The sequence below is a fragment of the Hydrogenophaga sp. RWCD_12 genome, from assembly GCF_046604225.1.
GTDB lineage: Bacteria > Pseudomonadota > Gammaproteobacteria > Burkholderiales > Burkholderiaceae_C > Hydrogenophaga.
On sequence record NZ_JBKIXC010000002.1, the window covers coordinates 373,696 to 396,541 of the forward strand.

General features: G+C 66.1%; 18 protein-coding genes. 12 read left to right on the top strand and 6 right to left on the bottom strand.

Annotation, left to right across the window (positions count from 1 at the left end; translation table 11 throughout):
* Positions 1 to 2 precede the first annotated feature (2 nt).
* Positions 3 to 782: an RNA pseudouridine synthase gene (locus ACLIJ1_RS08835; protein WP_411365141.1), complete on the top strand. Its 780-nt coding sequence runs from the start codon at positions 3 to 5 to the stop codon at positions 780 to 782.
* A gap of 54 nt (positions 783 to 836) precedes the next feature.
* Here ACLIJ1_RS08835 and ACLIJ1_RS08840 read toward each other — a convergent pair whose 3' ends face one another.
* The gene (locus ACLIJ1_RS08840; RefSeq protein ID WP_411365142.1) at positions 837 to 2,519 is read right to left on the bottom strand and encodes a tannase/feruloyl esterase family alpha/beta hydrolase; all 1,683 of its coding nucleotides are present in this window, start codon (positions 2,517 to 2,519) and stop codon (positions 837 to 839) included.
* Between the two features lie 143 nt (positions 2,520 to 2,662).
* On the opposite strand from ACLIJ1_RS08840, the gene ACLIJ1_RS08845 reads away from it, so the two are divergent.
* Positions 2,663 to 3,472 (top strand): helix-turn-helix domain-containing protein, encoded by an 810-nt coding sequence (locus tag ACLIJ1_RS08845; protein ID WP_411365143.1) that lies wholly within the window; start codon positions 2,663 to 2,665, stop codon positions 3,470 to 3,472.
* Here the strand turns inward: ACLIJ1_RS08845 and ACLIJ1_RS08850 are convergent.
* Positions 3,454 to 4,632, bottom strand: a complete 1,179-nt coding sequence (locus ACLIJ1_RS08850; RefSeq protein ID WP_411365144.1) for an MFS transporter — start codon at positions 4,630 to 4,632, stop codon at positions 3,454 to 3,456. The two genes, ACLIJ1_RS08845 and ACLIJ1_RS08850, sit on opposite strands and share 19 nt — an antisense overlap.
* A 34-nt stretch (positions 4,633 to 4,666) precedes the next feature.
* Positions 4,667 to 5,149 (bottom strand): YqaA family protein, encoded by a 483-nt coding sequence (locus ACLIJ1_RS08855; protein ID WP_411365145.1) that lies wholly within the window; start codon positions 5,147 to 5,149, stop codon positions 4,667 to 4,669.
* A gap of 145 nt (positions 5,150 to 5,294) precedes the next feature.
* Between ACLIJ1_RS08855 and dusB the strand changes: the two genes are divergently transcribed.
* Genes dusB through purH form a run of 3 tightly spaced genes read left to right on the top strand, consistent with a single transcriptional unit; the run spans position 5,295 to position 8,221 of the window.
* Positions 5,295 to 6,335: a tRNA dihydrouridine synthase DusB gene (gene dusB / locus ACLIJ1_RS08860; RefSeq protein ID WP_411365146.1), complete on the top strand. Its 1,041-nt coding sequence runs from the start codon at positions 5,295 to 5,297 to the stop codon at positions 6,333 to 6,335.
* Positions 6,332 to 6,568, top strand: a complete 237-nt coding sequence (locus ACLIJ1_RS08865) for a helix-turn-helix domain-containing protein (RefSeq protein ID WP_411365147.1) — start codon at positions 6,332 to 6,334, stop codon at positions 6,566 to 6,568. The genes dusB and ACLIJ1_RS08865 overlap by 4 nt, the downstream gene beginning before the upstream one ends.
* Positions 6,569 to 6,622: 54 nt before the next feature.
* On the top strand, positions 6,623 to 8,221 hold the full coding sequence (gene purH, locus ACLIJ1_RS08870) for a bifunctional phosphoribosylaminoimidazolecarboxamide formyltransferase/IMP cyclohydrolase (RefSeq protein ID WP_411365148.1): 1,599 nt from the start codon (positions 6,623 to 6,625) through the stop codon (positions 8,219 to 8,221).
* A gap of 69 nt (positions 8,222 to 8,290) precedes the next feature.
* Here the strand turns inward: purH and ACLIJ1_RS08875 are convergent, their stop codons facing one another.
* Complete coding sequence (locus ACLIJ1_RS08875; RefSeq protein WP_411365149.1) at positions 8,291 to 9,181, bottom strand: sterol desaturase family protein; 891 nt, start codon at positions 9,179 to 9,181, stop codon at positions 8,291 to 8,293.
* Between the two features lie 119 nt (positions 9,182 to 9,300).
* Here ACLIJ1_RS08875 and ACLIJ1_RS08880 point away from each other — a divergent pair, with 119 nt between their 5' ends.
* A complete protein-coding gene (locus ACLIJ1_RS08880) occupies positions 9,301 to 10,278 on the top strand; it encodes a LysR family transcriptional regulator (RefSeq protein WP_411365150.1) in 978 nt (325 codons plus the stop codon).
* Here ACLIJ1_RS08880 and hemL read toward each other — a convergent pair.
* Positions 10,275 to 11,576, bottom strand: coding sequence for a glutamate-1-semialdehyde 2,1-aminomutase (gene hemL / locus ACLIJ1_RS08885; protein WP_411365151.1), 1,302 nt, complete (start codon positions 11,574 to 11,576; stop codon positions 10,275 to 10,277). The genes ACLIJ1_RS08880 and hemL overlap by 4 nt on opposite strands.
* Positions 11,577 to 11,584: 8 nt before the next feature.
* A complete protein-coding gene (locus ACLIJ1_RS08890; protein ID WP_411365152.1) occupies positions 11,585 to 12,535 on the bottom strand; it encodes a bifunctional hydroxymethylpyrimidine kinase/phosphomethylpyrimidine kinase in 951 nt (316 codons plus the stop codon).
* A 129-nt stretch (positions 12,536 to 12,664) separates the two neighbouring features.
* On the opposite strand from ACLIJ1_RS08890, the gene ACLIJ1_RS08895 reads away from it, so the two are divergent.
* The 6 genes from ACLIJ1_RS08895 to ACLIJ1_RS08920 all read left to right on the top strand — a co-directional run bounded on the left by ACLIJ1_RS08895 (position 12,665) and on the right by ACLIJ1_RS08920 (position 22,844).
* A complete protein-coding gene (locus ACLIJ1_RS08895) occupies positions 12,665 to 12,838 on the top strand; it encodes a rubredoxin (RefSeq protein WP_411365153.1) in 174 nt (57 codons plus the stop codon).
* 84 nt (positions 12,839 to 12,922) lie between these two features.
* Positions 12,923 to 13,315 (top strand): response regulator, encoded by a 393-nt coding sequence (locus ACLIJ1_RS08900; protein ID WP_411365154.1) that lies wholly within the window; start codon positions 12,923 to 12,925, stop codon positions 13,313 to 13,315.
* Positions 13,315 to 13,680 (top strand): response regulator, encoded by a 366-nt coding sequence (locus tag ACLIJ1_RS08905; RefSeq protein WP_411365155.1) that lies wholly within the window; start codon positions 13,315 to 13,317, stop codon positions 13,678 to 13,680. Before ACLIJ1_RS08900 ends, ACLIJ1_RS08905 begins: the two co-directional genes overlap by 1 nt.
* 36 nt (positions 13,681 to 13,716) lie before the next feature.
* Positions 13,717 to 14,259, top strand: coding sequence for a chemotaxis protein CheW (locus tag ACLIJ1_RS08910; protein ID WP_411365156.1), 543 nt, complete (start codon positions 13,717 to 13,719; stop codon positions 14,257 to 14,259).
* 90 nt (positions 14,260 to 14,349) lie between these two features.
* Positions 14,350 to 16,602 carry a methyl-accepting chemotaxis protein gene (locus ACLIJ1_RS08915; protein ID WP_411365157.1) on the top strand — a complete coding sequence of 751 codons (2,253 nt, stop codon included), beginning with the start codon at positions 14,350 to 14,352 and terminating at the stop codon, positions 16,600 to 16,602.
* 26 nt (positions 16,603 to 16,628) lie between these two features.
* Entirely contained in the window at positions 16,629 to 22,844 is a 6,216-nt protein-coding gene (locus tag ACLIJ1_RS08920; protein WP_411365158.1) for an Hpt domain-containing protein, read from the top strand.
* Positions 22,845 to 22,846: the final 2 nt, after the last annotated feature.

A 22,846-nucleotide genomic window follows, 5' to 3' on the forward strand; every position in this document is an offset into this window, starting at 1 on the left:
CAGTGAACAACGATCTGGTTCCGGGCAGTGACAGTGTGCGTCTGGCCAAACGCCTCGCGGCCCAGCTGCCCTGCTCGCGCAGCGATGCCGAGCGCTACATCGCTGGTGGCTGGGTGCGCGTGGACGGGGTGGTGGTCGAGGAGCCGATGGAGCGGGTGCGCGACGAACAGGTCGTCACCCTTGACCCGAAGGCAAAGCTTGAATCGCTGGCTTCGGTCACGCTGATCTGGCACAAGCCGGCCGGGCAGGTGTTGTCCGAGGCACCGTTTCTTCCCGACGACGTCGCGGCCCGCTGGTTCACGCCGGCCGAGCGCTTTGCGGGCGACCGCTCGGGCGTGCGCCCGCTCAAGGCCCACATGCACAAGCTGTTGCCGGTGGCTCCGCTGGGCAATCTGGCCAGTGGCTTGATGGTATTCACCCAGAACCCGGGTGTGGCGCGCAAGATGACCGAGGACGCGACCCAGCTCGAGCACGAATGGCTGGCCGAGGTGGCGGCCGACCCGGCACTCGAAGACGAGGACCGCCGCGACGCGGTGCTCAAGTCGCTGGGCAAGCCGCTGTTCTTCGACGGCTGGGCCGTGCCTTCGGCGCGTGCCAGCTGGCAGAGCGAGCAACGCCTGCGGCTGGCGATCAAGGGCAACCGGCCCGGGCAGGTCGCGCACCTGTGCGAGCGTGCGGGCGTGCAGCTGACAGCCCTGCGGCGCCTGCGCCTGGGGCGCATCGCGCTGTCCGGGCTGCCGGTCGGGCAGTGGCGCTACTTGCTGGGGTACGAGCGGTTCTGACGCATCGCCGGCCTTGTGCCAGGCGATGCGCGGTCGGCATGTTCCGCCGCCAGCTCAGTTCACCGAACAGACAAAGTTGCTGGCCTTGGTGGTGTCGCCGCTGCCCCGGTACTTCGGGAAGCTGGGGTAGGGACACAGCGGGCGCTCGAACGTGCCAACGTCGGAGGTGCCGGTGGCCACCAGGTGGTCCGGTGCGACGCCTTTTTCCACCCAGTCCACCAGGGCGGTGATGAGGTTGGCCCTGGCCGCTCCCGGCCCCATCAGGTCGTGCCCCACACCCGGCGACGTGACAAAACGCGCGAAGCGGTCGAACTTGGCGCTGCCGCTGCTCTGGCGCACCTGGTCGAGATAGGCCGCGGTGCGGTACACCGAGACGCAGGTGTCGGCCAGGCCGTACCAGACCAGCAGCTTGCCGCGCTGGGCGAAGCGGCCGAGATCGGTCGAGGGCTCCATGGTGCGGGACAGCGCCTGCCACTTCTCGCTCAAGCTCAGCGGGTTGTGGTTCATGGAGTCGGCCGCTTCAGAGCCTGTCAGGGCCTGGATGACCGACGTGGGTGCGATGTAGCTGAAGCCTTTGCGCAGGAAGTCGCCGTCGTACTCGGTGCCGAATGCGTAGACCTGCCAGTCGCCGGTGGCGGCGCCGCCGCGACCGTAGCGTTGATAGCCGGTCATGCCGTTGGCCAGGGTCAGGGGCACGGTCTTGTCCGCGTAGTTCAGCCGGATGGCCTCGATCTGACCCGAGGTGAGGCAGCTGTCGTCCAGGGCACCGCCGATGTCGTCTGCGCACTTGAGGTTGGTGGGCACGTAGGTGCAGGCCTCGACGTTGCCGATGATGCCGTCGGCCAGTCCGTCGAGGTTGTCGCAGGCCGCGATCTCGGCGGCTGCGTACAGGGCCGACTTGGCGGGGCTGATCCAGTTCTCCTGCGCGGGCACGCCGGCATCCACGCTGCCGTCCGGGTGGCGGCCGTAGATCCAGCGGTTGAAGTCACCCATGTTGACCTGATGGGCCTGCTGGCTGATGGCGGGGGCCATGGCCAGCACGCCGTCGTAGTCGTTGGGGTAGCGGTCGGCGGCGATCAGGCCCGAGCGGCCGCCGTTGGAGTGGCCCACCATGTAGCGCCGTGTGGGGGCCTTGCCGTAGAACTGGGTGGCGATGTGCGTGCCCACCTGCAGCGCCAGGTGGTTGGCTTCCTGGGCGTGGTTCTGCAGGGCCACCGGGTCTGTGCCCCAGGAGAAGTCCTCCGTCTGGTGGCCCGAATCGGAGCTGATGCGCACGAACGGCAGCGCCGCGTCAGTCTGTACGTACTTCACGTGCCAGGGGTCGTCCGTGGGGATGAAACCGTCGAAACCCCCGCCACCCAGCGTCATGGTCTTGCCGTTCCAGTCCTTGCCGTCCGGCAGCTCCACGGCCCAGTGGATGGTGGAGCCTGGGCCGGACACGATGGTGCCGCGCACGATGCAGGCCCTGGGCAGGGTGATGGACTCGCCGGTGCCGTAGTGCGATTCGTTCACGGTCTGGGCTTTGCGCAGTTCGGTGCGCTCGAAGCGGGCGTTGACCGGCAGCTTGTTGGGCACATACGTGGCACACGCCTGGGCCAGCGGACGTGACGCAGGAGGTGGCGCAGCGTCGCTGCCGCCGCAGGCGGCCAGCAGCAGACCGCCCAGGAGCAGGCTGGTCAGGGTCAGGACGCGGCGCCCATGAGGCGCAACCGGGTTTATGCTGAATGAATGTTTCATCCTCGTGCTTCCTTGCAAATTGGGGATCGCTCGCGCGCGGCCGGGACGGCCCGGGCGGTTGCCACGGTGCGACGGGCGAGGCCCATGCTAGGAATCGGGTTTCACGGCGTCTTGTACGCCGCGGGGAACCGCGGGTAATCCCGATGCTGGACGCACACGCCATTGCCGGAGTGGTTTACCTGGGCCATGACTGGCTGATGTACGCCGATCCCGGGTTGCGCTTCAACCTGTCCCAGAACGTCGCGCCCGCGCTGGTGTGGAGTTCCGGGCCAGCGCCGGCCACGCTCACCTTGCGCAACGGCAGCGAGGTTCGTGCACCGGTGTTCATGCATGCGGGCGGGGCCTGGAGTGGCATGGCCCGGCCCAGTGCGATGGCCTTTCTGTATGCCGATCCTTTGTCTGCGGCGGGCGCCGGCCTGCAACGGCGAGCGTTGGCCGGCGTGGCGCCCTGGCCCGATGCCGATCTGATGTGTCGCCACGGCATGGACCTGCCGGCGCTGTGCGGCGGCGGGGTGCCTGCCCCCCAGGTCGGGCGCTGTGTGGGCGCGGTGCTCGCCGAGGTACTGGCGCAGTCGGGGGCAGCGCCCCTGGATGCCCGGCTGACCGGTTTGCGCGAGCGCCTGCACATGCGGGGTGAGGGGCGTGCGGACCCCGCCGCCGTGGCCGCAGAGCTGGGTCTGTCGGCCGAACACGTGCGCAAGCTGTTCCGGCAGCAGGTGGGCATGACGCTGTCGAGCTACCAGTCGTGGGTCCGGCTCTATCAGGTGGCCGTCGGTGCATGCGAGGCACAACAGCGCGGCCAGTCGCACAGCGCCACCGAGCTGGTCGGCGCCGGGGGGTTCTACGATGCCTCGCACGCCTCCCGGGCGATTCGCCGCTACTTCGATCTGTTGCCGACCGAGATGCTGGCGCCCAGGGCCTTTGTGGATTGCCGTCAGGCTGGACGGGACTGAGCCCGGGCCGCCCGCCAGCTCAGCGCCATGGCGGCCAGCATCAGCACCAGCCCGACCCAGTGCAGCTGCAGCATGTGGCCCTGTGCGATCAGCGCGCCGCCCAGGGCGGCCCCCATGCCCTGACCGGCGTACATGGCCGAGGTGTTGAGCGCCACCGAAGCCGGCGCCAGCACCGGTGAGAGCTGCACCAGCCGCGCCTGCTGCCCGGAGTTGCAGGAGAAGCAGCCCAGCGCCCAGGGCACCATCACCAGCGCCTGCGGCACCAGGCCCGCACGACCCAGCGGCCAGAGCGCGAGGCTGAGCGCCATCAGCGACAGCGCGATCATCACCGCGCGCGGCGTGCCCAGCCGGTCGACCCAGCGGGTCAGGGCGATGTTGCCGATCAGGCCGAAGGCCCCGAACCAGAAGAAGATCAGCGACAGCAACACCGGGTCGGCGCCGTGGGTCTGCTGCAGGTACGGCGCGAAATAGGAAAACAGCGTGAACTGGCCGAAGGCCGACAGCAGGGTCACGCCCAGCGCCAGCGTCAGCGGCGCGTACCCCAGCGTCTGGCCCCAGGCTTCGCGCGAGAGCGCGGCGGGGCGCACCTGGTCGGGCATGGCGCGCCAGACCCAGGCCGCCACCAGCAGCGCCAGCACCGCGACCAGGCCGAAGGCCCAGCGCCAGCCGAACATGCCGCCGATCCAGGCCGACAGCGGCATGCCCAGCACCGAGGCCACCGACCAGCCCAGGAACACGAAGGCGATGGCGCGCCCGCGCTGCGTCTCGGGCACCAGCAGGCCGATGCAGGCGGCCGCCTGCGGCGTGAACACCGCTGGCGCGATCACGGCCAGCACGCGCAACGGCATCAGCCAGCCGTAGTCGGGCGCGAACGCAGACAGACCGAGAAACAGCGCGTACCAGAGCAGGGTGAGCGTGAGCAGGCGGCGCCGGTCCCAGCCTGCGACCAGCGTGGCCAGCAGGGGAGCGCCCAGTCCCATGACCAGCGCGCCGGCGGTGATCAGCAGGCCGGCCTGCGGAATCGACACGTTCAGCGAATGGCTGATGTCATTGAGCGTGCCGGGCACCGCCATCACGCCGGTGCCGATCACGAAGTTGCCGGTCATCAACGCCCAGAGGGCCGACGGGGACGAAGTGCCGCGCGGGCGTGACGGGGTCATGGCGCCCAGTATGGCGGGCAAAGGTGCTGGCGTGTCACAGCGGCAGTCCCCCAGGGAACAGCCACAGCAAGGCGGCGGTCATCACCAGGTAGCGCAGCAGCTTGCCGATCGCCATGTACACCACGCAGGGCCAGAAGGGAAAACGAAGCCAGCCCGCCACGGCAGTCAGCGGGTCGCCGATGATCGGCAGCCAAGAGAGCAGGCAGGCCTTGGGACCAAAGCGCTGCAGCCAGTCGAGTGCGTGCAGCTCGGTCTTTTTGTGGCGCGCCCGGTCGATCACGCGGTGCGCGCCGGCGCCGATGAACCAGTTGAGCGCGCCGCCAAGGGTGTTGCCGACGGTCGCCACCGCGATGGCGGGCCAGAACAGGTCGGGGTTGAGCTTGAGCAGTCCGAACAGCGCAGCCTCGGAGCCGACCGGCAGCAGCGTGGCCGAGACGAACGAGACCACGAACAGCGTGCCCAGACCTGCCTCGGGCATGGCCAGCCAGTGCAGCAGGGAAATCAGCCAGTCGGGCATGCGTCGTTCACAGGTATCGGCTTGCAACAGCGGAGCACGGATATCGCCTGCTGAAAAAACAGGCAGATACAATGCGCATCCCTTTCGCGTGGGGCGACGCCGCCTTCGCCGCGACACCCTCCCTCCAGTCCATTCTCCCATCGCCATGCAACTGGGTCCGTACGCCCTGCCGAATGCCCTGTTCGTTGCGCCCATGGCGGGAGTGACGGACCGGCCGTTCCGCAAGCTCTGCAAGCGCCTGGGCGCGGGCTATGCGGTCAGCGAGATGGTCACCAGCCGGCCCGACCTGCAGGACAGCCTCAAGACCTCGCGCCGCGCCGACCACAGTGGGGAACCCGGCCCGATCGCGGTCCAGATCGCCGGCACCGACGCACAGATGATGGCCGACGCCGCGCGCTACAACATCGACCGCGGCGCGCAGATCATCGACATCAACATGGGCTGCCCGGCCAAGAAGGTCTGCAACAAGTGGGCTGGCTCGGCGCTGATGCAGGACGAAGCACTGGCGCTGCAGATCGTCGAGGCGGTGGTCGCCGCGGCCCTGCCGCACGGTGTGCCGGTCACCCTCAAGATGCGCACGGGCTGGTGCGCGGACGTGAAGAATGCGCCCGTGATTGCCCGGGCCGCTGAGGCAGCGGGTGTGCAAATGCTGACCGTGCACGGCCGCACGCGCGAGCAGGGCTACAAGGGTTTCGCTGAGCACGGCACCGTGTCGGCGATCAAACAAAGTGTGAGGATTCCGGTGGTCGCCAATGGCGACATCGACAGCCCGCGCAAGGCGGCCGAAGTGCTGCGCCAGACCGGCGCCGACGCCCTGATGATCGGCCGCGCAGCCCAGGGCCGGCCCTGGATCTTTCGCGAGATCGCCCACTACCTGGCGACCGGCGAAGAACTGCCTGCACCAGACCTGATGGAAGTCAAGGCCTGGCTGCTCGATCACCTCGAAGATCACTATAGCCTGTACGGCGAGTACACCGGCGTGCGCAGCGCGCGCAAGCACCTGGGCTGGTATGCGCAGTCGCTGCCCCTGGCCGCTGGCGAAGCGTCGAAGTTCCGTCAGCGCATCAACGCCCTGACCACGGCCGAGGCGCAAATGACCTGCGTGCGCGACAGCCTGGATGCCTGGGCTGCGGCCGGGCACCGCGAAGAAAACAACAACCGAGAAGACTGGAAACTGGCGGCATGAGCAACAACAAACTGCACGACTGTGTGCGTGCCAGCATCGAAGACTATTTCCGCGACCTCAATGGCACCGACCCGGCCGGCTTGCACGACATGCTGGTCAAGGCGGTCGAGAAACCGCTGCTGGAAGTCGTGATGCAGCAATCGCAGAACAACCAGTCGCGCGCTGCGCAGTGGCTGGGCCTGAACCGCAACACCCTGCGCAAGAAGCTGCTCGAACACAAACTGATCGACTGATCGACTGATCGACTGAACGCGATCGCCCCTTTTCAAACCTCCTGACCCCACCCTATGCGCGCACTCCTTTCCGTCTCCGACAAGACCGGCATCGTCGAGCTGGCCCAGGCCCTGCAAGGCCTTGGCGTGGCACTGATTTCCACCGGCGGTACCGCCAAGCTGCTGGCGGAAAAGGGCCTGCCGGTGACCGAGGTGGCCGAGGTCACCCACTTCCCTGAAATGCTCGACGGCCGCGTCAAGACCCTGCATCCCAAGGTGCACGGCGGCCTGCTGGCGCGCCGCGATGTGCCCGAGCACATGGCCGCGCTGATCGCGCACGGCATCGAGACCATCGACATCCTGGTGGTCAACCTCTATCCGTTTGAAGCCACGGTGGCCAAGGCCGGCTGCACGCTGGAAGACGCGATCGAGAACATCGACATCGGTGGCCCGGCGATGGTGCGCAGTGCGGCCAAGAACTGGAAAGACGTGGCGGTGCTGACCGACGCGGCGCAGTACGCCGGCGTGATCGACGAGCTCAAGGCCCATGGCAAGCTCTCCGACAAGACGCGCTTCGGCCTGTCGGTCGCCGCGTTCAACCGCATCAGCAACTACGACGCCGCGATCAGCGACTACCTGTCGTCGGTCGAGTTCGGTGCCGAAGGCAGCACGCTCAGCGGCGAGCCGCAGCGCAAGGCCTACCCCGACCAGGCCAACGGCCGCTTCGTCAAGCTGCAGGACCTGCGCTACGGCGAGAACCCGCACCAGACCGCCGCCTTCTACCGCGACCTCTACCCGGCACCGGGCTCGCTGGTCACGGCGCAGCAGCTGCAGGGCAAGGAACTGTCCTACAACAACATCGCCGACGCCGACGCGGCCTGGGAATGCGTCAAGAGCTTTGACGCGCCGGCCTGCGTGATCGTCAAGCACGCCAATCCCTGCGGCGTGGCCGTGGGCAAGGACGCGCTGGAGTCTTACAGCAAGGCGTTCCAGACCGACCCGACCAGCGCCTTCGGCGGCATCATTGCGTTCAACCGTCCGGTGGACATGGCCGCAGCCGAAGCGGTCAGCAAGCAGTTTGTCGAGGTGCTGATGGCGCCTGGCTACAGCGACGAAGCGCTGGCGATCCTCAAGGCCAAGGCGAATGTGCGAGTCCTCAAGATCGACCTGCCGCCGGGTGGCCCGACCGCCTGGGACAAGGGTCTGAACCTCAGCGACACCAAGCGCGTGGGTTCGGGCATGCTGATTCAGAGCGCCGACAACCATGTGCTGCAACGCGCCGACCTGAAGGTGGTGACCAAGCTGCAACCCAGCGAGCAGCAGCTGGACGACCTGATGTTCGCCTGGAAGGTGGCGAAGTTCGTCAAGAGCAACGCGATCGTGTTCTGCAAGGACGGCATGACCATGGGTGTGGGCGCTGGCCAGATGAGCCGCCTGGACTCGGCGCGCATCGCCAGCATCAAGGCCGAACACGCCAAGCTGTCGCTGCAGGGCACGGCCGTGGCCAGCGACGCCTTCTTCCCGTTCCGCGACGGTCTGGATGTGGTGATCGACCACGGAGCGACCTGCGTGATCCAGCCGGGCGGTTCGATGCGCGATCAGGAGGTGATCGACGCGGCGAACGAGCGGGGTGTGGTGATGGTGTTCTCGGGCGTGCGCCACTTCAGGCACTGACAGACTCCTCCGCGCCGCGCAGCACGCCTCAACTTCCAGATGGGGCGCTGCTGGCGGTCCAGCAGCGGTTCATGCAGCTGCCCGCGGCGCATCGGCCTGGGTCTCCGCCTCCGCGTAGGCCCGTCCACCTTTGGTCAGTGCCGAGTGCTCCCGTTTCGACTGGAGCAGAGGGAAGAACATTTCGTGATACCAGCGCTCCTGGCCGTAGAGGAGGTCGTCCTGAAGACCCACTTTCGCGGGATAGCGACGGGTGATGTGGGCGGTGCCAAAAATCAGGTCCCACACAAACAGCAGGTTGCCGAAGTTGCCTTTGTAGTGACCGACCCCGTCGCTGTTGGTCAGCGCGTGGTGCGCCCAATGGGTCGCGGGCGTGGAGATGGTGCGCTCTACCAGCCACATCAGAGGACGCAGGGCCGGGAGGCGGTAGAGCGGTTCGTCCCAGCGCCAGGCGCAGTGGGCGCCAAGGATGACCGCCAGCTTCACCACGATGTAAATGCCATACACCTTGCCCAGGCCAAGGTAGACCAGCACGCCGCCGATCCACAGCCCCGGCATCATCAGGTAGTAGAAAAAGTTGTTGCGGTAGGTGATTCGGATGCTCATGTACTTGGCGGTGTGGTGCGCCCGGTGCAGCGGCCACAGCAGCGGCGAGTGCGACAGGCGGTGCCACCAGTACTGCGTAAAGTCATCCCCCACCAGCAGGATCAGCACCATGCCCCACCAGGGCAGGTCGGCCAGCGCGCCCAGGTGCTGCGGCAAGAGCCAGAGGCACAGCTTGTTGGTGGCAAGAATGGCCAGCGGCTGCGCGATGGCCAGCAGACTCAGGAACATGAACAGTTCCAGTTTGGTGTCGTCGGCGCTGGCGTGCACCGTGTCTTTGTAGCGGCGCGTAGCGTATTCCATCAGGCCGTAGCCCAGCATGATGGACACGATGAGTGCGTTTTGCAGTTGGGGGTTCACGTGTTGTCTCCGGCTTTTTTGAATGAAGGAACCGATGCAGCGGCACAGCTTAGGCAGCGTACCGTCATGCGTCCATTGCATTCTTGACATGCTCCTGATGCGCTGAGAGCATTGCGAGCATGGACTTGCGCCGCTTGCCCCACCTGCTCGCCCTGGCCGACGAGCGCCATTTCGCGCGCGCTGCCGAGCGCGTTTGCCTGAGCCAGCCCGCGTTCAGCCGCAGCATCCAGGCGCTGGAACGGCAACTCGGGCAACGCCTGTTTGACCGGCGTGCCGGCGATGTCTGTCCGACCCCGGCGGGTCAGTTCCTGATCGAGCGTGCCCGCCTGTTGCTGCTGGAGGCCAGTGGCCTGGGGCGTGACATGCGGCTCTACGGACAAGCCGAATTGGGTGATATCGCCTTTGGCATGGGACCGATGCCCGCGGCCACCATTCTTCCAGTGGTGTTGCCCGAGCTTCGCAAACGCCATCCCCGTGTGGGTTTGCGGGTCACTGAAGGGCACAGCGTGCAGTTGTTTGAACGACTCGTCGCGCAGGACATCGAATTTTTTGTCGCCGATGTCCGAGGCATACCGGACGAAGTGGCGCTGGAAACCCGTTCGCTGGGGCGCCAGTACGGTGGCTTTTTTGTGCGAGCCGACCACCCGCTGGCGGGCCAGGCAACGTCGCTGACCGCGGTCTGGGAGTTGGGGATGGCAACCGTCCATTTGCCCGGGACCATCCGTGCCGCGCTCAGTGGGCTGCTGGGTCTGCCGCCGGGTCAGGCCTTGCGACTGGCGCTGGAGTGCGACAACGTGGCGTTGCTGCGCTCGGTCGCGCTCTCCACCGACGTCGTGCTCGGGGTCACCGCTGCAGCGGTGCGCAACGAGCTGGCGGCGGGGCTGTTGGTGCCCCTGCAGATCAGCGACATGCCGCCCCTCTTCTCGGAAATGGGCGTCGTCAGCTTGCGCAACCGCAGCCATTCGCCCATGGCACAACGCGTCATCGACCTGATCGTTGCGGTATCGACGGAGATCAACGCCGTCCTGGGCGTCGCTCCCGTTGCACCCGGGCCGCAGGCCCAGGCAAAACGGCACCCGAAAGGGTCCAGGCCTTAGCGGCCCAGCTGTTTGAACACCTCGCGCGCCGCCGCCACGGTCGCCGCAATGTCTTCGTCGGTGTGCGCTGCGCTCACGAAGCCGGCTTCGTACAGCGCCGGGGCGATGTACACGCCGCGGTCCAGCAGGCCGTGGAACAGGGTGTTGAACTTCGCTCCCTCCGTTTTCATTACGGTGGCGTAGTTCTGCGGCAGCTCGGGCATCAGGAAGAAGCCGAACATGCCACCCTGGGAGTCCACGCTGAAAGGCACGCCTTCGGCGTCGGCCGCGGCCTTCAGGCCCGCCACCAGTGACCGAGTCTTCGCCGACAGCGCTTCGAAGAAGCCGGGTTTCTGAATCTCTTTCAGCGTGGCCAGACCGCAGGCTGTGGCGATCGGGTTGCCCGACAGCGTGCCGGCCTGGTAGACGCCTCCCAGCGGAGCGAGCTGCTCCATCACCGCGCGCTTGCCGCCGAAGGCCGCCAGCGGCATGCCGCCGCCGATGACCTTGCCCATCACCGTCATGTCGGGTTCGAAGCCCGGGATCAGCGAGGCGTAGTGGCCCTGCGCACTGCCCAGGCCGACGCGGAAGCCGGTCATCACCTCGTCGAAGACGAACAGCGCGCCCTGCTGCGTGCAGAGCTCGCGGATGCGCTTCACAAACGGCACGCTGGCGCGCACGAAGTTCATGTTGCCGGCGATCGGCTCGATGATCACGCAGGCGATGTCGGCACCGTGCTGCGCGAAGGCAGCCTCGATCTGCTCGACGTTGTTGTATTCCAGGACCAGCGTGTGCTGCACCACCTCGGGCGGCACGCCGGCGCTGGTCGGGTTGCCGAAGGTGGCCAGGCCCGAGCCGGCCTTGACCAGCAGAGCGTCGGCATGGCCGTGGTAACAGCCCTCGAACTTGATGATGGTCTTGCGGCCGGTGGCGCCGCGCGCCAGACGGATTGCGCTCATGCCGGCTTCGGTGCCCGAGCTGACCAGGCGCACCATTTCCAGGCTGGGCACCAGCTTGACGATTTCTTCGGCCAGTTCGACCTCGCGCTCGGTCGGTGCGCCGAACGAGAAGCCGTCCAGCGCAGCCTTCTGCACCGCGTCGAGCACGGCCGGGTGGCCGTGGCCCAGGATCATCGGACCCCAGGAGCCGATGTAGTCGATGTACTTCTCGCCGTTGGCGTCCCAGAAATAGGCGCCTTGCGCGCGCTGCACGAAGCGCGGTGTCCCGCCGACGGCTCGGAAGGCGCGCACGGGCGAGTTCACGCCGCCGGGGATCAGCTGTTTGGCGCGTTCAAAAAGGTCGAGGTTGCGGTCGCTCATGGGAATGCTCAATGTTTGGTGGTGTCCAGTGGGAAGTCGCCGGCGTCCAGCTGGCTGTCGGGCGCCTCTTCGTGATCGCCCGAGGCGCCGTCGGCATCTTCTTCATCGTCCTCGTGCGCCCAGAACAGGCGGTCAGGAACGGCATGGCCCATGCCCGGCTGGAAACCGGCGTCCAGGCACTGGTCCAGGTAGGTGAGGGCTTCGGCGCTGGCCGACTGCAGGTCGGCGCCCGAGGCGATGAGCGCACACAGCGCGGCCGACAGGGTGTCGCCAGCGCCGCTGAAGGTGGCTTCGAAGCGTTCGTAACGCGCCGTGGCCAGCACTGCTTCGGGACTGGCCAGGTGGCTTTCGATGTACTGGTCGGCGGCATTGAAGCCGGTCACCAGCGTGTAGGGAACGCCGTGCACGGCCGCGGCGCGCGCGACCTCGCGCGGGTTGGGTGGACGGTCGCCTTCCCATTCGGGCAGCAGCCATCGGCACAGCGTGCTGTGGTTGCCCACCAGCACCGTGGTCTGTGGCAGCAGCAGTTCGACGCAGGCGTCCAGGTAGGTTTCGATCGCCAGCTCGTCCCACCACGATAGGTCGGGCATGTAGGTGATGACCGGGACCTCGGAGTAGTCGGTCGTGATGCCGGCAATGGTGCTGAGGTTCTCGGGGTTGCCCACGAAGCCGACCTTGAAGGCCTGAACCGGCATGTCTTCCAGGGCACAGCGGGCCTGGTCGGCCACCGCCTCCTCGTCGAAGGCGATGTGGTCGTGGATCTCGGAGGTGTCGCGCACGTAGGTGCCGGTCACCACGGCCAGGACATGCGCCGAGGCGCTGGACATCGCTGTCAGGTCCGCCGACAGGCCGCCGGCGCCGCTGGGGTCGTTGGCGTTGAAGACCATGACGCACGGCAACGAGGCTTCTCCGGGTTGCGTGGGGCCCGCGGGGGAAGATGGGTCGGGGAGTTGGGGCATGGAAGTGCGCAGGGTCCGTCGCGTTTTTGCTGCAGCCGGAATCCGGGGGATTACCAGCAGCCTGAGCCCTCCGGCAGCCCTCCGTGGCTCGATACAATGGCCGGATTCTATGACAATGCCCTCGCTGACATGACCGAAACCAAGACTTGGATGTGCCTCATCTGCGGCTGGATCTACGACGAAGCCGCGGGCTCGCCCGAGCATGGCATTGCGCCCGGAACTGCCTGGGCCGATGTGCCCATGAACTGGACGTGTCCGGAGTGCGGCGCGCGCAAGGACGATTTTGAAATGGTCCAGATCTGACGCATTTCGAAGGCCGGCTGCTCTTCAGGTGAGTCCGGTTCTTGCGTCCGATGTGTAACCCCACCTGCCTGGAGTGACTTTGCCGTGACGACACCCGTTTTCAAGGTTCTGGTGGTTGACGACAGCAACACCATTCGCCGTAGCGCCGAGATCTTTCTCAAGCAGGGGGGCCACGAGGTCCTGCTGGCCGAGGACGGCTTTGACGCCCTGGCCAAGATCAACGACTACCAGCCCGATCTGGTGTTCTGCGACATCCTGATGCCGCGTCTGGACGGCTACCAGACCTGCGCCATCATCAAGCGCAACGCCCGGTTTGCGGGCATCCCTGTCGTCATGCTGTCATCGAAGGATGGCGTGTTCGACAAGGCGCGCGGCCGCATGGTCGGGTCTCAGGAATACCTCACCAAGCCTTTCACCAAAGACCAGTTGCTGCAGGCTGTGCAGCAGTTTGGCGCCCATCTCACCGGAGCTGCATGATGACCATCCAGAAGATTCTCGTTGTGGACGATTCGAAGACCGAATTGATGGTTCTTTCGGACCTGCTGGGAAAAAATGGCTACAAAGTGCGCACCGCTGAGAATGCGGAAGAGGCCTTTCGTCGGCTCAGCGAAGAAAAGCCGGAACTGATTTTGATGGACGTGGTGATGCCCGGTCAGAATGGATTTCAGTTGACCCGGGCGATCGCTCGCGATCCCCAGTATTCCGACATCCCCATCATCATGTGCACCAGCAAGAATCAGGAAACCGATCGCGTCTGGGGCATGCGCCAAGGCGCCCGGGACTATGTGACCAAACCGGTCAACGCCGAAGAATTGCTGACCAAGATTCGCGCCCTGGGCTGACCCGGGTCGCGTGCCGTCTGAAGAACTCCCCCAAGCATGGCCAACCGACAATCACTCAAAGATTTGCAGGTGCGCCTTGCCGAGCGGCTGACGGCAGCGCGAACGGAGGCAGCCACAGCGTCGTGGCTGGCGGTCGAAGCGGGCGGGCACCGTTATCTGATCCCCCTGGTGCAGTCCGGCGAAATTTTTTCCTGGGCCAACCTGCAGCCGGTGCCATACACCAAGCCCTGGTATGTCGGAGTGGCCAGCCTGCGAGGCGGTCTGCACGGTGTGGTGGACCTTGGGCAGCTGGCGGCAAGGGACGGTGCTCCCGGTGGTGGGTCTACCCTCGAACGGGTCACCTCGGAATCCCGTCTCGTGAGTCTTCATGCGGCACTTGGCGTCAACGCCGTGCTGTGGATCGACAGGCTGATGGGGTTGCGCAACCCGGCCATGTTCAATGCGATGGATGAGAGCCCGCAGGCGCAGGCACCCGCTTGGTTCTCCAGACGATTCACCGATGCACAAGGTCGCGAGTGGCAGGAGCTGAACCTGCAGGCACTGGCAGGCGATACAGAATTTCTGGCGATTGCTGCGTGATTTCCCGATCGGGACAAGCCACGATTCGTCAGGGCGGACATAAGTTGAAGGAGCCGACACGGCTCCGCTTTTCAGTTGGAAGGTTTTTTCATGGCCATGCTTGATCGAATCCAGGGAATGTTCCGCAAGAAGGAAGCCGTCGATCCCGATCTGAGCGATCTCTCCGCCCAGGATCTGGCACAAGCCGCTGCCGACGGGCTCGCACCCTCGCGCAACGACGCCGACTTTGCCGAGAGCCGCATGGGTCCGGAGCCAGGAGAGGCGGAGATCGAACTGGGCGTGGTGAGCCTGCCGGTGTTGGGTCGGCGCTCTGCTGAACAGCACCGCCGGATTCTCGGCTCGCTGCTGTTGGTGGCTGTTGTGCTGCTGGCGGCGGTGGTGTTCTTCGTCCTGAACAAGACTGAGAAGCTGGGTCAGCAGGTGGCGGCCAGCGGTCAGGCGCTGATGCAGTCGCAACGTTTGGCCAAGAGCGTGTCGCAGGCACTGGTGGGCAATCCGGCGGCCTTCTCCGAGGTGAAGGAAAGCGCCAATGTGCTGGCCCGCAACGTGCGCGGCTTCAAGGATGGCGCCACCGAGATCGGCCTGGCGGCACTCGGACCGGAATACGAATCGCAGCTGGGTGAGTTGATGCCCAAGGTGGATGGCGCGGAGCGCAACGCCAACGTCGTGCTGTCACAGCAGAAGATCCTGACCCAGGTGGGTGATGCCCTTCGCTCGATCAACCGCCAGTCGTCCGATCTGCTCGAGATCGCAGAGACCGTGTCGTCGCTCAAGCTTCAGTTGGGCGCTCCGCCGACCGAAATTTCCGCGTCCGGTCAGTTGGTGATGCTGACGCAGCGCATCGGCAAATCGGCCAACGAATTCCTGACGATGGAAGGCGTGAGCCCCGAGGCCGTGTTCCTGCTGGGCAAGGACTTGAACACCTTCAAGGAAATCGCGGAAGGCCTGCTCAATGGCAGCGCCGAACTTCGGCTGAAGTCCACCAGCGACGCACAGGTCCGCGAACGCCTGGAAGCGCTGCTCAAGCTGTACGAGCAGACCCGCACCGACGCCGGCGCAATTCTGGGCAACCTGCAAGGTCTGGTGGCCGCCCGCGAAGCTCAGGCAGCCGTGATCTCCGACAGCGAACCCCTGCGTTCCGGTCTGGAAAAACTGCAGTCGCAGCTGTCTGCAGGTTCGGGTCTGGGGGGTATCGAGCTGTTTGCCATGATCGGTTCGGCGCTGTTTGCGCTGGCTTGTGGCGCCGCGCTGGCCTACGTGCAGCTGCTGGAAAGCCGCCAACGTCAGCTGATCGCCGAAGGCCAGCGGGTCGCGGCGGAATCGCAGCAGCAGGATGCCAAGCGCGTGAACGATGCCAACCAGGCGGCCATTCTCCGACTGATGAACGAACTGCAGACGGTGGCCGAAGGCGACCTGACGCAGGAAGCCACCGTGACCGAAGACATCACCGGCGCCATCGCCGACTCGGTGAACTACACGGTGGAAGAACTGCGCTCTCTGGTGGGCAACGTGCAGGCCACGGCCACGCGGGTTGCACAGACGACGTCGGCGGTGGAAAGTACCTCGACCGAACTGCTGGCAGCGTCCACCGAACAGCTGCGTGAAATCCGCGAAACCGGCCAGTCGGTGCTGGACATGGCGCAGCGCATCAACCAGGTGTCCGGTCAGGCCCAGGAATCGGCCCGTGTGGCGCGTTCTTCGCTGCAGGCCGCAGAGTCCGGTCTTCAGGCGGTGCAGGATGCCATCGGCGGTATGAATGCCATCCGTGACCAGATCCAGGAAACTTCCAAGCGCATCAAGCGACTGGGTGAATCGTCGCAGGAGATTGGTGAAATCACGGAACTGATCTCGGACATTACCGAGCAGACCAACGTGCTGGCCCTGAACGCCGCCATCCAGGCCGCGTCCGCCGGTGAAGCCGGTCGCGGCTTCTCGGTGGTGGCGGAAGAAGTGCAGCGGCTGGCCGAACGCTCCGCAGATGCCACGCGCCAGATTGCGGCGCTGGTGAAGGCAATTCAGACCGACACGCAGGACGCGGTGGCCGCCATGGAGCGCTCCACGCAGGGTGTGGTCGAAGGGGCCAAGCTGTCCGACAACGCCGGTACTGCGCTGTCCGAGATCGACCGCGTGTCGCGCCGGCTGGCCGAACTGATTGAGCAGATTTCGAACGCGACACTCCGTGAAGCCGAATCGGCCAACGAGGTGGCCGGCAACATCCAGCACATCTTCGCCGTGACGGAACAGACCGGTGAGGGTACGCGCTCGACCGCAGCGCAGGTGCGTGAACTCTCCGCGATGGCTGAAGAACTGCGGCAATCGGTGGCCCGATTCAAGATCGCCTGACCGCGGTCCGGCAGACCCGACACATCATGCTCGACACCCATTCCGAAGGCCCGGCACCCGACCACACCCTCAGCGACCTCGGGCCGCTGGCGTGGGTGTTCGAGGAGCTTCGCAAGTCGCTGGACAGTGCCAACAAGGCGATCCGGCGGTTCATTCGTGAAACGGAACAGGCCCGTCACAGCGACCTGGAAGCGGTCGACCCCGGCTCGCTGCGCGTCGCACGCCAGCAATTGCATCAGGCCGTAGGTGCCCTGGAGATGGTCGGTCTGGCGGCGCCCGCGCAGGTGTTGCGTGGTATGGAAGCGGCCGTGCAGCGTTTCGTGCAGAAGCCGCTGTCCTGCACCGACGACGCCGCAGGCAAGGTGGAGCGTGCCAGTTTTGCACTGATCGAATACCTGGAAGCCATCCTGAACAACAAGCCGGTGCCGCCGGTGGCGCTGTTCAGCCAGTACCGCGAGGTACAGGAACTGGCCGGGGCAGAGCGGGTTCATCCGGCCGATCTGTGGAGCCTGGAGCAGCGCGGCATCGAGGTCGCTGCACCGGCCGATGTCAAGCCCATGCAGGTGAGCCCGCAGATCCGCTCACTGTTTGATCGCGTGGTCCTGTTGCTGGTCAAGTCGCACAGCCCGGCGGCGGCCGCGCAACTGGCTCGCATGAGCGCCGGACTTGCAGCTGGCGCGGATACGCCGCGCGTGGCCACGTTCTGGCGCATTGCAGCCGGCTACTTTGAAGCCGTCGCTCAGGGGCTCGTCACCGCCGATGTGTATGTCAAGCGGGCTGCCTCGCGCATCCTGCTGCAGCTGGCCGGCCTGATGCAGGACAAGTCGAAGAACGAAGTGTCCGAGACATTGCTGCACGACCTGCTGTTCTTCTGTGCCCAGGCTCGCCCCAAGGAGGGTGTGGCAGCGCCGAATCTGACGGCGGTGCGCGAGGCGTTCGGGCTGGCGGATTCGGTGGGCGTCGATTACCACAAGGCCACGCTCGGCCAGTTTGATCCGGCCCTGCTGGTGCAGGCCCGTAAGCGCATCAATGCCGGCAAGGAGTCCTGGTCCCTGCTGGCCGGTGGTGATGTGTCGCGCGCGCGTTCCGTGCTCGACCAGTACAGCCTGATTGCCGATTCCCTGCTGCGCCTGCATCCGGCCAGCGGTGGGCTGGCCCGGGTTCTCGTTCGCGCCGCTGAACAGGTCTCCCGCAACCCCGCCAACCTCAAGCCCGAGTTGTCGATGGAGGTGGCCACGACCACGCTCTATCTGGAAGCCACGTTCGAGGACTTCGATCCGAACGATCCGTTGCTGGCGGATCGCACGCAGATGCTGGCGGACCGCCTGGACAAGGTGCTGGCCGGCGAACCCGCGCAGCCTCTGGAACACTGGATGGAACAGCTCTACCGCCGGGTTAGCGACCGCCAGACGATGGGCAGTGTTGTCGGGGAACTGAAGGTGTCGCTGGGCGAGGCGGAAAAGTCTCTCGACCAGTTCTTCCGATCGCCTCGAGAGAAGGCCGGGCTGCATGTGGCGGTGTCGCAGCTCGTGCAGATGCGTGGTGTGCTGTCGGTGCTGGGTCTGGACCAGGCGGTGCAGACCGTGACGCGCATGCGCTCGTCGGTTGAACAGATTCTCGACACCGAGGTGGACGAGGTGCAGGCGCGTGAGGCGGGCACCTTCCTCCAGCTGGGCAACAACCTCAGCGCGTTGAGCTTCCTGGTGGACATGCTCAACTACCAGCCTGCTCTGGCCAAGAAGCTGTTTGTGTTCGACGAAGCGTCGGGCGAGCTCACGCCCTTGATGGGACGGGTTGCTACCGAACGTCCTGCTGCCGCCAAGGTCGCCTCGAAGGCGCTCGGAGAGAGTGTGCAGCGGGTGGTCGAAGACGCACAACGTGACGTCAACCTGGCCGAGTTGTCGGAACAGCTCGGAACGCTGGCCGATCAGGCTTCCCTGGCCGAACAGGAGGGCGTCGCCAAAGCCGCACGCGAGGCCGCCCAGGCGGTGGTCGGAACCGATGCCGAAGCGGGTGCCCAGGCACTGGTGGGATTGGCACAGACGCGCTCCAACGAAGCACCTGTGGTCGCGCCGGCACCGGCGGACGACAGCCTGGACGAAGAGGACGATTTGCGCGACATCTTCCTGGAGGAAGGTCGCGAGGTGGTGGGCAACGGCTTGGTGGCGCTCGATGCGCTGAATCTGGAGCCGGGCAACCTGGAGCAGCTGACGACCCTTCGGCGTGCTTTCCACACCCTCAAGGGCAGCTCGCGCATGGTGGGCCTCAACGAGTTCGGGGAAGCGGCCTGGGCCATGGAGCAGGTGCTCAATGGTGTGCTGGCCGAGCAGCGCCCCGCCGAAGCGCCCATGCTGGCTCTGTCGCGCGAAGCGATGGAAGCTTTTGGTCGCTGGGTCGAAGACATTGCATCCCAGCAGGATGCCCACTGGCAAGCCCAGGCTTTCCGCAACAGCGGACAGGCCTGGCGCGACGAGCATCGCTACCTGCCGCTGGCGCCGGTTGCGGAGACCGTCGAATCGGACGAAGTCATCGCGGAAGCCTTCGACATCGAGGTGGGGGCTGACGCAGAGGCCGAGACTCCGGTCACGATCACGGTCGAAACGCCGGACGCGGTGGCGCCGTTGCACGACGTTCCGGTCGAGTTCGCCGAAACCTCGCCTCTGGATCTCCCATTTGACGATCTGCCGCCGAGCGATGCGGCGGTGTCGTCGCGTGTCCCGCTGTTGTCGAACATCGATTTTGCCGAACTGGAAGACATTTCGCAGGCTGCACATGCGACCGAGCCGGTGCCGCCGGCGTTGAGCGATGTGCCCGAGCTCGAAGAGGTCGAGGCCGACGATGGTCCACCGTCGATCTTTGACGAGATCTCTCTCGACACAGAGGCCGAGCTGCCGCAGGCGCGGGATCTGCAGGACTCGGTGCCTGGCCCGTTGTTTCATCCGGACCGTCCGGACAGCGTCCTGGTGGTGCCGCCTGAAGCGGCGGCCCATGCCCAGCCCGAGTCGACAGAGCCGCAGGAGTGGTCGCCGGAGATCGAGGCGGTTGCGGAAGCAGTGCCCGCGGTTGAAGAGGCTGAGGCGCCGGCAGCGGAAACCGATGCCGAACCGGAAGTGGTTGCACCGTTGGCGCAGGAGCCAGAAGCGGAAGCTGAGCCCTCCGGTGCCGAGGGCGACATGCCCGACGAGCAGACCCGTGTGATCGGACCTCTGCGCATCGGTATCCGCCTCTACAACGTCTATCTCAACGAAGCCGACGAGTGGTCGCGCCGCCTGTGCACCGTGCTGTCCGAATGGGCGCTGGAGCACCATGTTCCCCTGCCGGACCAGGCAGAGGCCTTGGCCCATTCGCTGGCGGGCAGTTCCGCCACGGTGGGCTTCCAGCCGCTGTCCGAGATCGCACGTGCTCTGGAACATGCGCTGGAGTTCGTGGGCTCGCACCAGCGCGCCGGGCAGGCAGCCAACGCCGATCAGGCCCAGTTGTTCGAAGCCGCGGCGGAGGACATCCGCCGCCTGCTGCACCAGTTTGCTGCCGGCTTCTACAAGGAGCCCAACGCCGACCTGCTGGCCCGTCTGATCGATCAGCTGCACCAGGCGCCCGTTTCCCTGGTGTCGGACGAGATCGCTGATGCGGAGGATTTGAGCGAAGCGATCGAGGTGGCCGAATCCGACCCGTCGCTGGACATCGAGCTCAACACGCAGTGGGGTACCGAAGCCGAAGGCGAAACCGAATCCGAACCGGACACTGAGGCCGAAGCCGAAGCCGAGCCGGAAACCGTGCTGTCTCCTCTGGAGACCGTCGAGGAGTTGCGCGGACCCGCGCAGGACATCGACGACGATATCGATGCGCTCGACACGATCGATGCCGACCTGTTCCCGATCTTCGCGGAAGAAGCGCAGGAACTGTTGCCGCAGCTTGGTGGCGCGTTGCGCCAGTGGATTGCCCGTCCCGACAATGGCAGCGCCCGGGCGGAGGTGCTGCGCAACCTGCACACCCTCAAAGGCAGCGCCCGCCTGGCCGGCGCGCTGCGGTTGGGCGAAATGGCGCACCGCATGGAGACGTCGGTCGAGCGGCTGGGTTCCGATGCCCTGCAGGCCGCGGACCTCGACCCGCTTCAGGTTGCATATGACGCCCTGAGCGCCCGCTTTGAGCTGCTGCGCAACACCGATCCGAGTTCGCACGGTGTGTTGCAGACTGCGCCTGAGATCAGCAGCGATGCGCGCACCGAGCCCGTCGTTCCTGCGGTGGTGGCCGAGCAGCCAGCGGTCGCTCCGGTCACCCCCGTCGAGGCTGAACGGCCCGTGGCTGCGCCACTGGTGTCGACCTCGGGCGGTCTGACCGGGCTGAGTCTGCCCCAGGCACCGGTGCCGGTGCAGCAGCGCATGGCCGCGGCCGTGCGGGTGCGACCGGAACTGCTGGACCGGCTGATGAACCAGACCGGCGAAGTGATGATCACCCGCTCGCGCATGGAGTCGCAGCTGGTCACGCTGCGCGGATCGCTCAAGGACCTCACGGGCAACCTGGACCGCCTGCGCCACCAGCTGCGCGACATCGAGTTGCAGGCCGAGACGCAGATGCAGTCGCGGCTGGCACAGGCCCGGGACGCCGACCTGTCGTTCGACCCGCTGGAGTTCGACCGGTTCACGCGCGTGCAGGAACTCACCCGCATGATGGCCGAGTCGGTCAACGACGTGGCAACCGTGCAGCGCAACCTGCAGCGTGCGGTGGAATCGACCGAAGACGGGCTGGTGGCACAGGCACGCCAGACGCGCGAACTGCAGCGCGACCTGCTGCGCACGCGCATGGTGGAATTCGAAGGCATCTCGGAGCGTCTCTACCGCGTTGTGCGGCAGGCCTCCAAGGAAACCGGCAAGCAGGTGCGGCTGGACATCACGGCCGGTCACATTGAAATGGACCGCGGCGTGCTCGACCGGATGACTGCCGCGTTCGAACACTTGCTGCGCAACAGCGTCGTGCACGGCATCGAAACGCCCGAGCAACGCTTGGCACTGGGCAAGCCCGCAGAAGGCCGCATCGACGTGCGCCTGGCGCAGGAACTCAATGACGTGTCGGTGGTGTTCCAGGACGATGGCGCAGGCATTGACCTGGCGCGTCTTCAGGAAAAGGCCAAGGCCCAGGGTGTGGTCGACAAGGCCGCCAAGCTCAGCGACGATGACGCGATGCAGCTGATTTACACGCCGGGCCTGAGCACCGCCAGTGAAGTGTCATCGCTGGCTGGTCGCGGCGTCGGCATGGACGTGGTGCGCAACGACGTGGTGGCGCTGGGCGGACGCATCGAGACCCAAAGCCGCGCCGGGCAGGGCACCGGCTTCAAGCTGGTGCTGCCGTTGACCACCGCGGTGACGCAGGTGGTGATGCTTCGCGCGGGCGCGCTGACCATCGGTGTGCCGTCGACGCAGGTCGAACTGGTGCGCCGCGTCAGCGCTGATGAGCTGGGGCAGGCCTACACGAAGAAGACGCTCACCGTTGGTGGTGAGGAAGTGCCTTTCTACTGGGCTGGTGCGCTGTTGCAGTCGTCGCCGCAGTCGCAGGAAGCGCAGGCTCGCACACTGCCAGTGGTGATCTTCCGAAGCGCCGCACAGCGTGTTGCCATGCACGTGGACGAAGTGCTGGGTAACCAGGAAGTCGTGGTGAAGAACCTTGGTCCGCAGTTGTCCCGCCTGCCGGGTCTGGCGGGCATGTCGGTGCTGGCCTCGGGTGCGGTGGCGCTGATCTACAACCCGGTGGCGCTGGCCACCGTGTACGGCGCACAGGTGCAACCCTGGGTCGAAGGCCAGATGCACCTGGCGGCCGGCGCTGCGGCGCAGGGCGATGCCGATCTGCCGCTGGAGATGGCGGTCAACGCGGTGCCGCTGGTGCTGGTGGTCGACGATTCGATCACCGTGCGCCGCGTCACTCAGCGTTTGCTGCAGCGCGAAGGCTACCGCGTGTCGCTGGCGGCCGACGGCCTGCAGGCGCTCGAGCGGCTGCAGACGGAACGTCCGGCGGTGGTGCTGTCGGACATCGAAATGCCGCGCATGGACGGCTTCGATCTGGTGCGCAACATCCGCAACGATCCGCGTCTGGCGGGTCTGCCGGTGATCATGATCACTTCGCGCATTGCCGAAAAGCACCGCGAACATGCGCGTGAACTGGGTGTGGACCACTACCTGGGCAAGCCATACGCAGAAGACGAGCTGCTGGCGCTGATCGCCAGCTACACGCAGGCGGCTGCGAACGCCTGATG

Bases quoted from the DNA above. Each gene is read 5' to 3' on its own strand.
- ACLIJ1_RS08840 (WP_411365142.1), bottom strand. From the start codon at position 2,519: ATGAAACATTCATTCAGCATAAACCCGGTTGCGCCTCATGGGCGCCGC.
- ACLIJ1_RS08845 (WP_411365143.1), top strand. From the start codon at position 2,663: ATGCTGGACGCACACGCCATTGCCGGAGTGGTTTACCTGGGCCATGAC.
- ACLIJ1_RS08850 (WP_411365144.1), bottom strand. From the start codon at position 4,632: ATGACCCCGTCACGCCCGCGCGGCACTTCGTCCCCGTCGGCCCTCTGG.
- ACLIJ1_RS08855 (WP_411365145.1), bottom strand. From the start codon at position 5,149: ATGCCCGACTGGCTGATTTCCCTGCTGCACTGGCTGGCCATGCCCGAG.
- dusB (WP_411365146.1), top strand. From the start codon at position 5,295: ATGCAACTGGGTCCGTACGCCCTGCCGAATGCCCTGTTCGTTGCGCCC.
- ACLIJ1_RS08865 (WP_411365147.1), top strand. From the start codon at position 6,332: ATGAGCAACAACAAACTGCACGACTGTGTGCGTGCCAGCATCGAAGAC.
- purH (WP_411365148.1), top strand. From the start codon at position 6,623: ATGCGCGCACTCCTTTCCGTCTCCGACAAGACCGGCATCGTCGAGCTG.
- ACLIJ1_RS08880 (WP_411365150.1), top strand. From the start codon at position 9,301: ATGGACTTGCGCCGCTTGCCCCACCTGCTCGCCCTGGCCGACGAGCGC.
- hemL (WP_411365151.1), bottom strand. From the start codon at position 11,576: ATGAGCGACCGCAACCTCGACCTTTTTGAACGCGCCAAACAGCTGATC.
- ACLIJ1_RS08890 (WP_411365152.1), bottom strand. From the start codon at position 12,535: ATGCCCCAACTCCCCGACCCATCTTCCCCCGCGGGCCCCACGCAACCC.
- ACLIJ1_RS08895 (WP_411365153.1), top strand. From the start codon at position 12,665: ATGACCGAAACCAAGACTTGGATGTGCCTCATCTGCGGCTGGATCTAC.
- ACLIJ1_RS08905 (WP_411365155.1), top strand. From the start codon at position 13,315: ATGACCATCCAGAAGATTCTCGTTGTGGACGATTCGAAGACCGAATTG.
- ACLIJ1_RS08910 (WP_411365156.1), top strand. From the start codon at position 13,717: ATGGCCAACCGACAATCACTCAAAGATTTGCAGGTGCGCCTTGCCGAG.
- ACLIJ1_RS08915 (WP_411365157.1), top strand. From the start codon at position 14,350: ATGGCCATGCTTGATCGAATCCAGGGAATGTTCCGCAAGAAGGAAGCC.
- ACLIJ1_RS08920 (WP_411365158.1), top strand. From the start codon at position 16,629: ATGCTCGACACCCATTCCGAAGGCCCGGCACCCGACCACACCCTCAGC.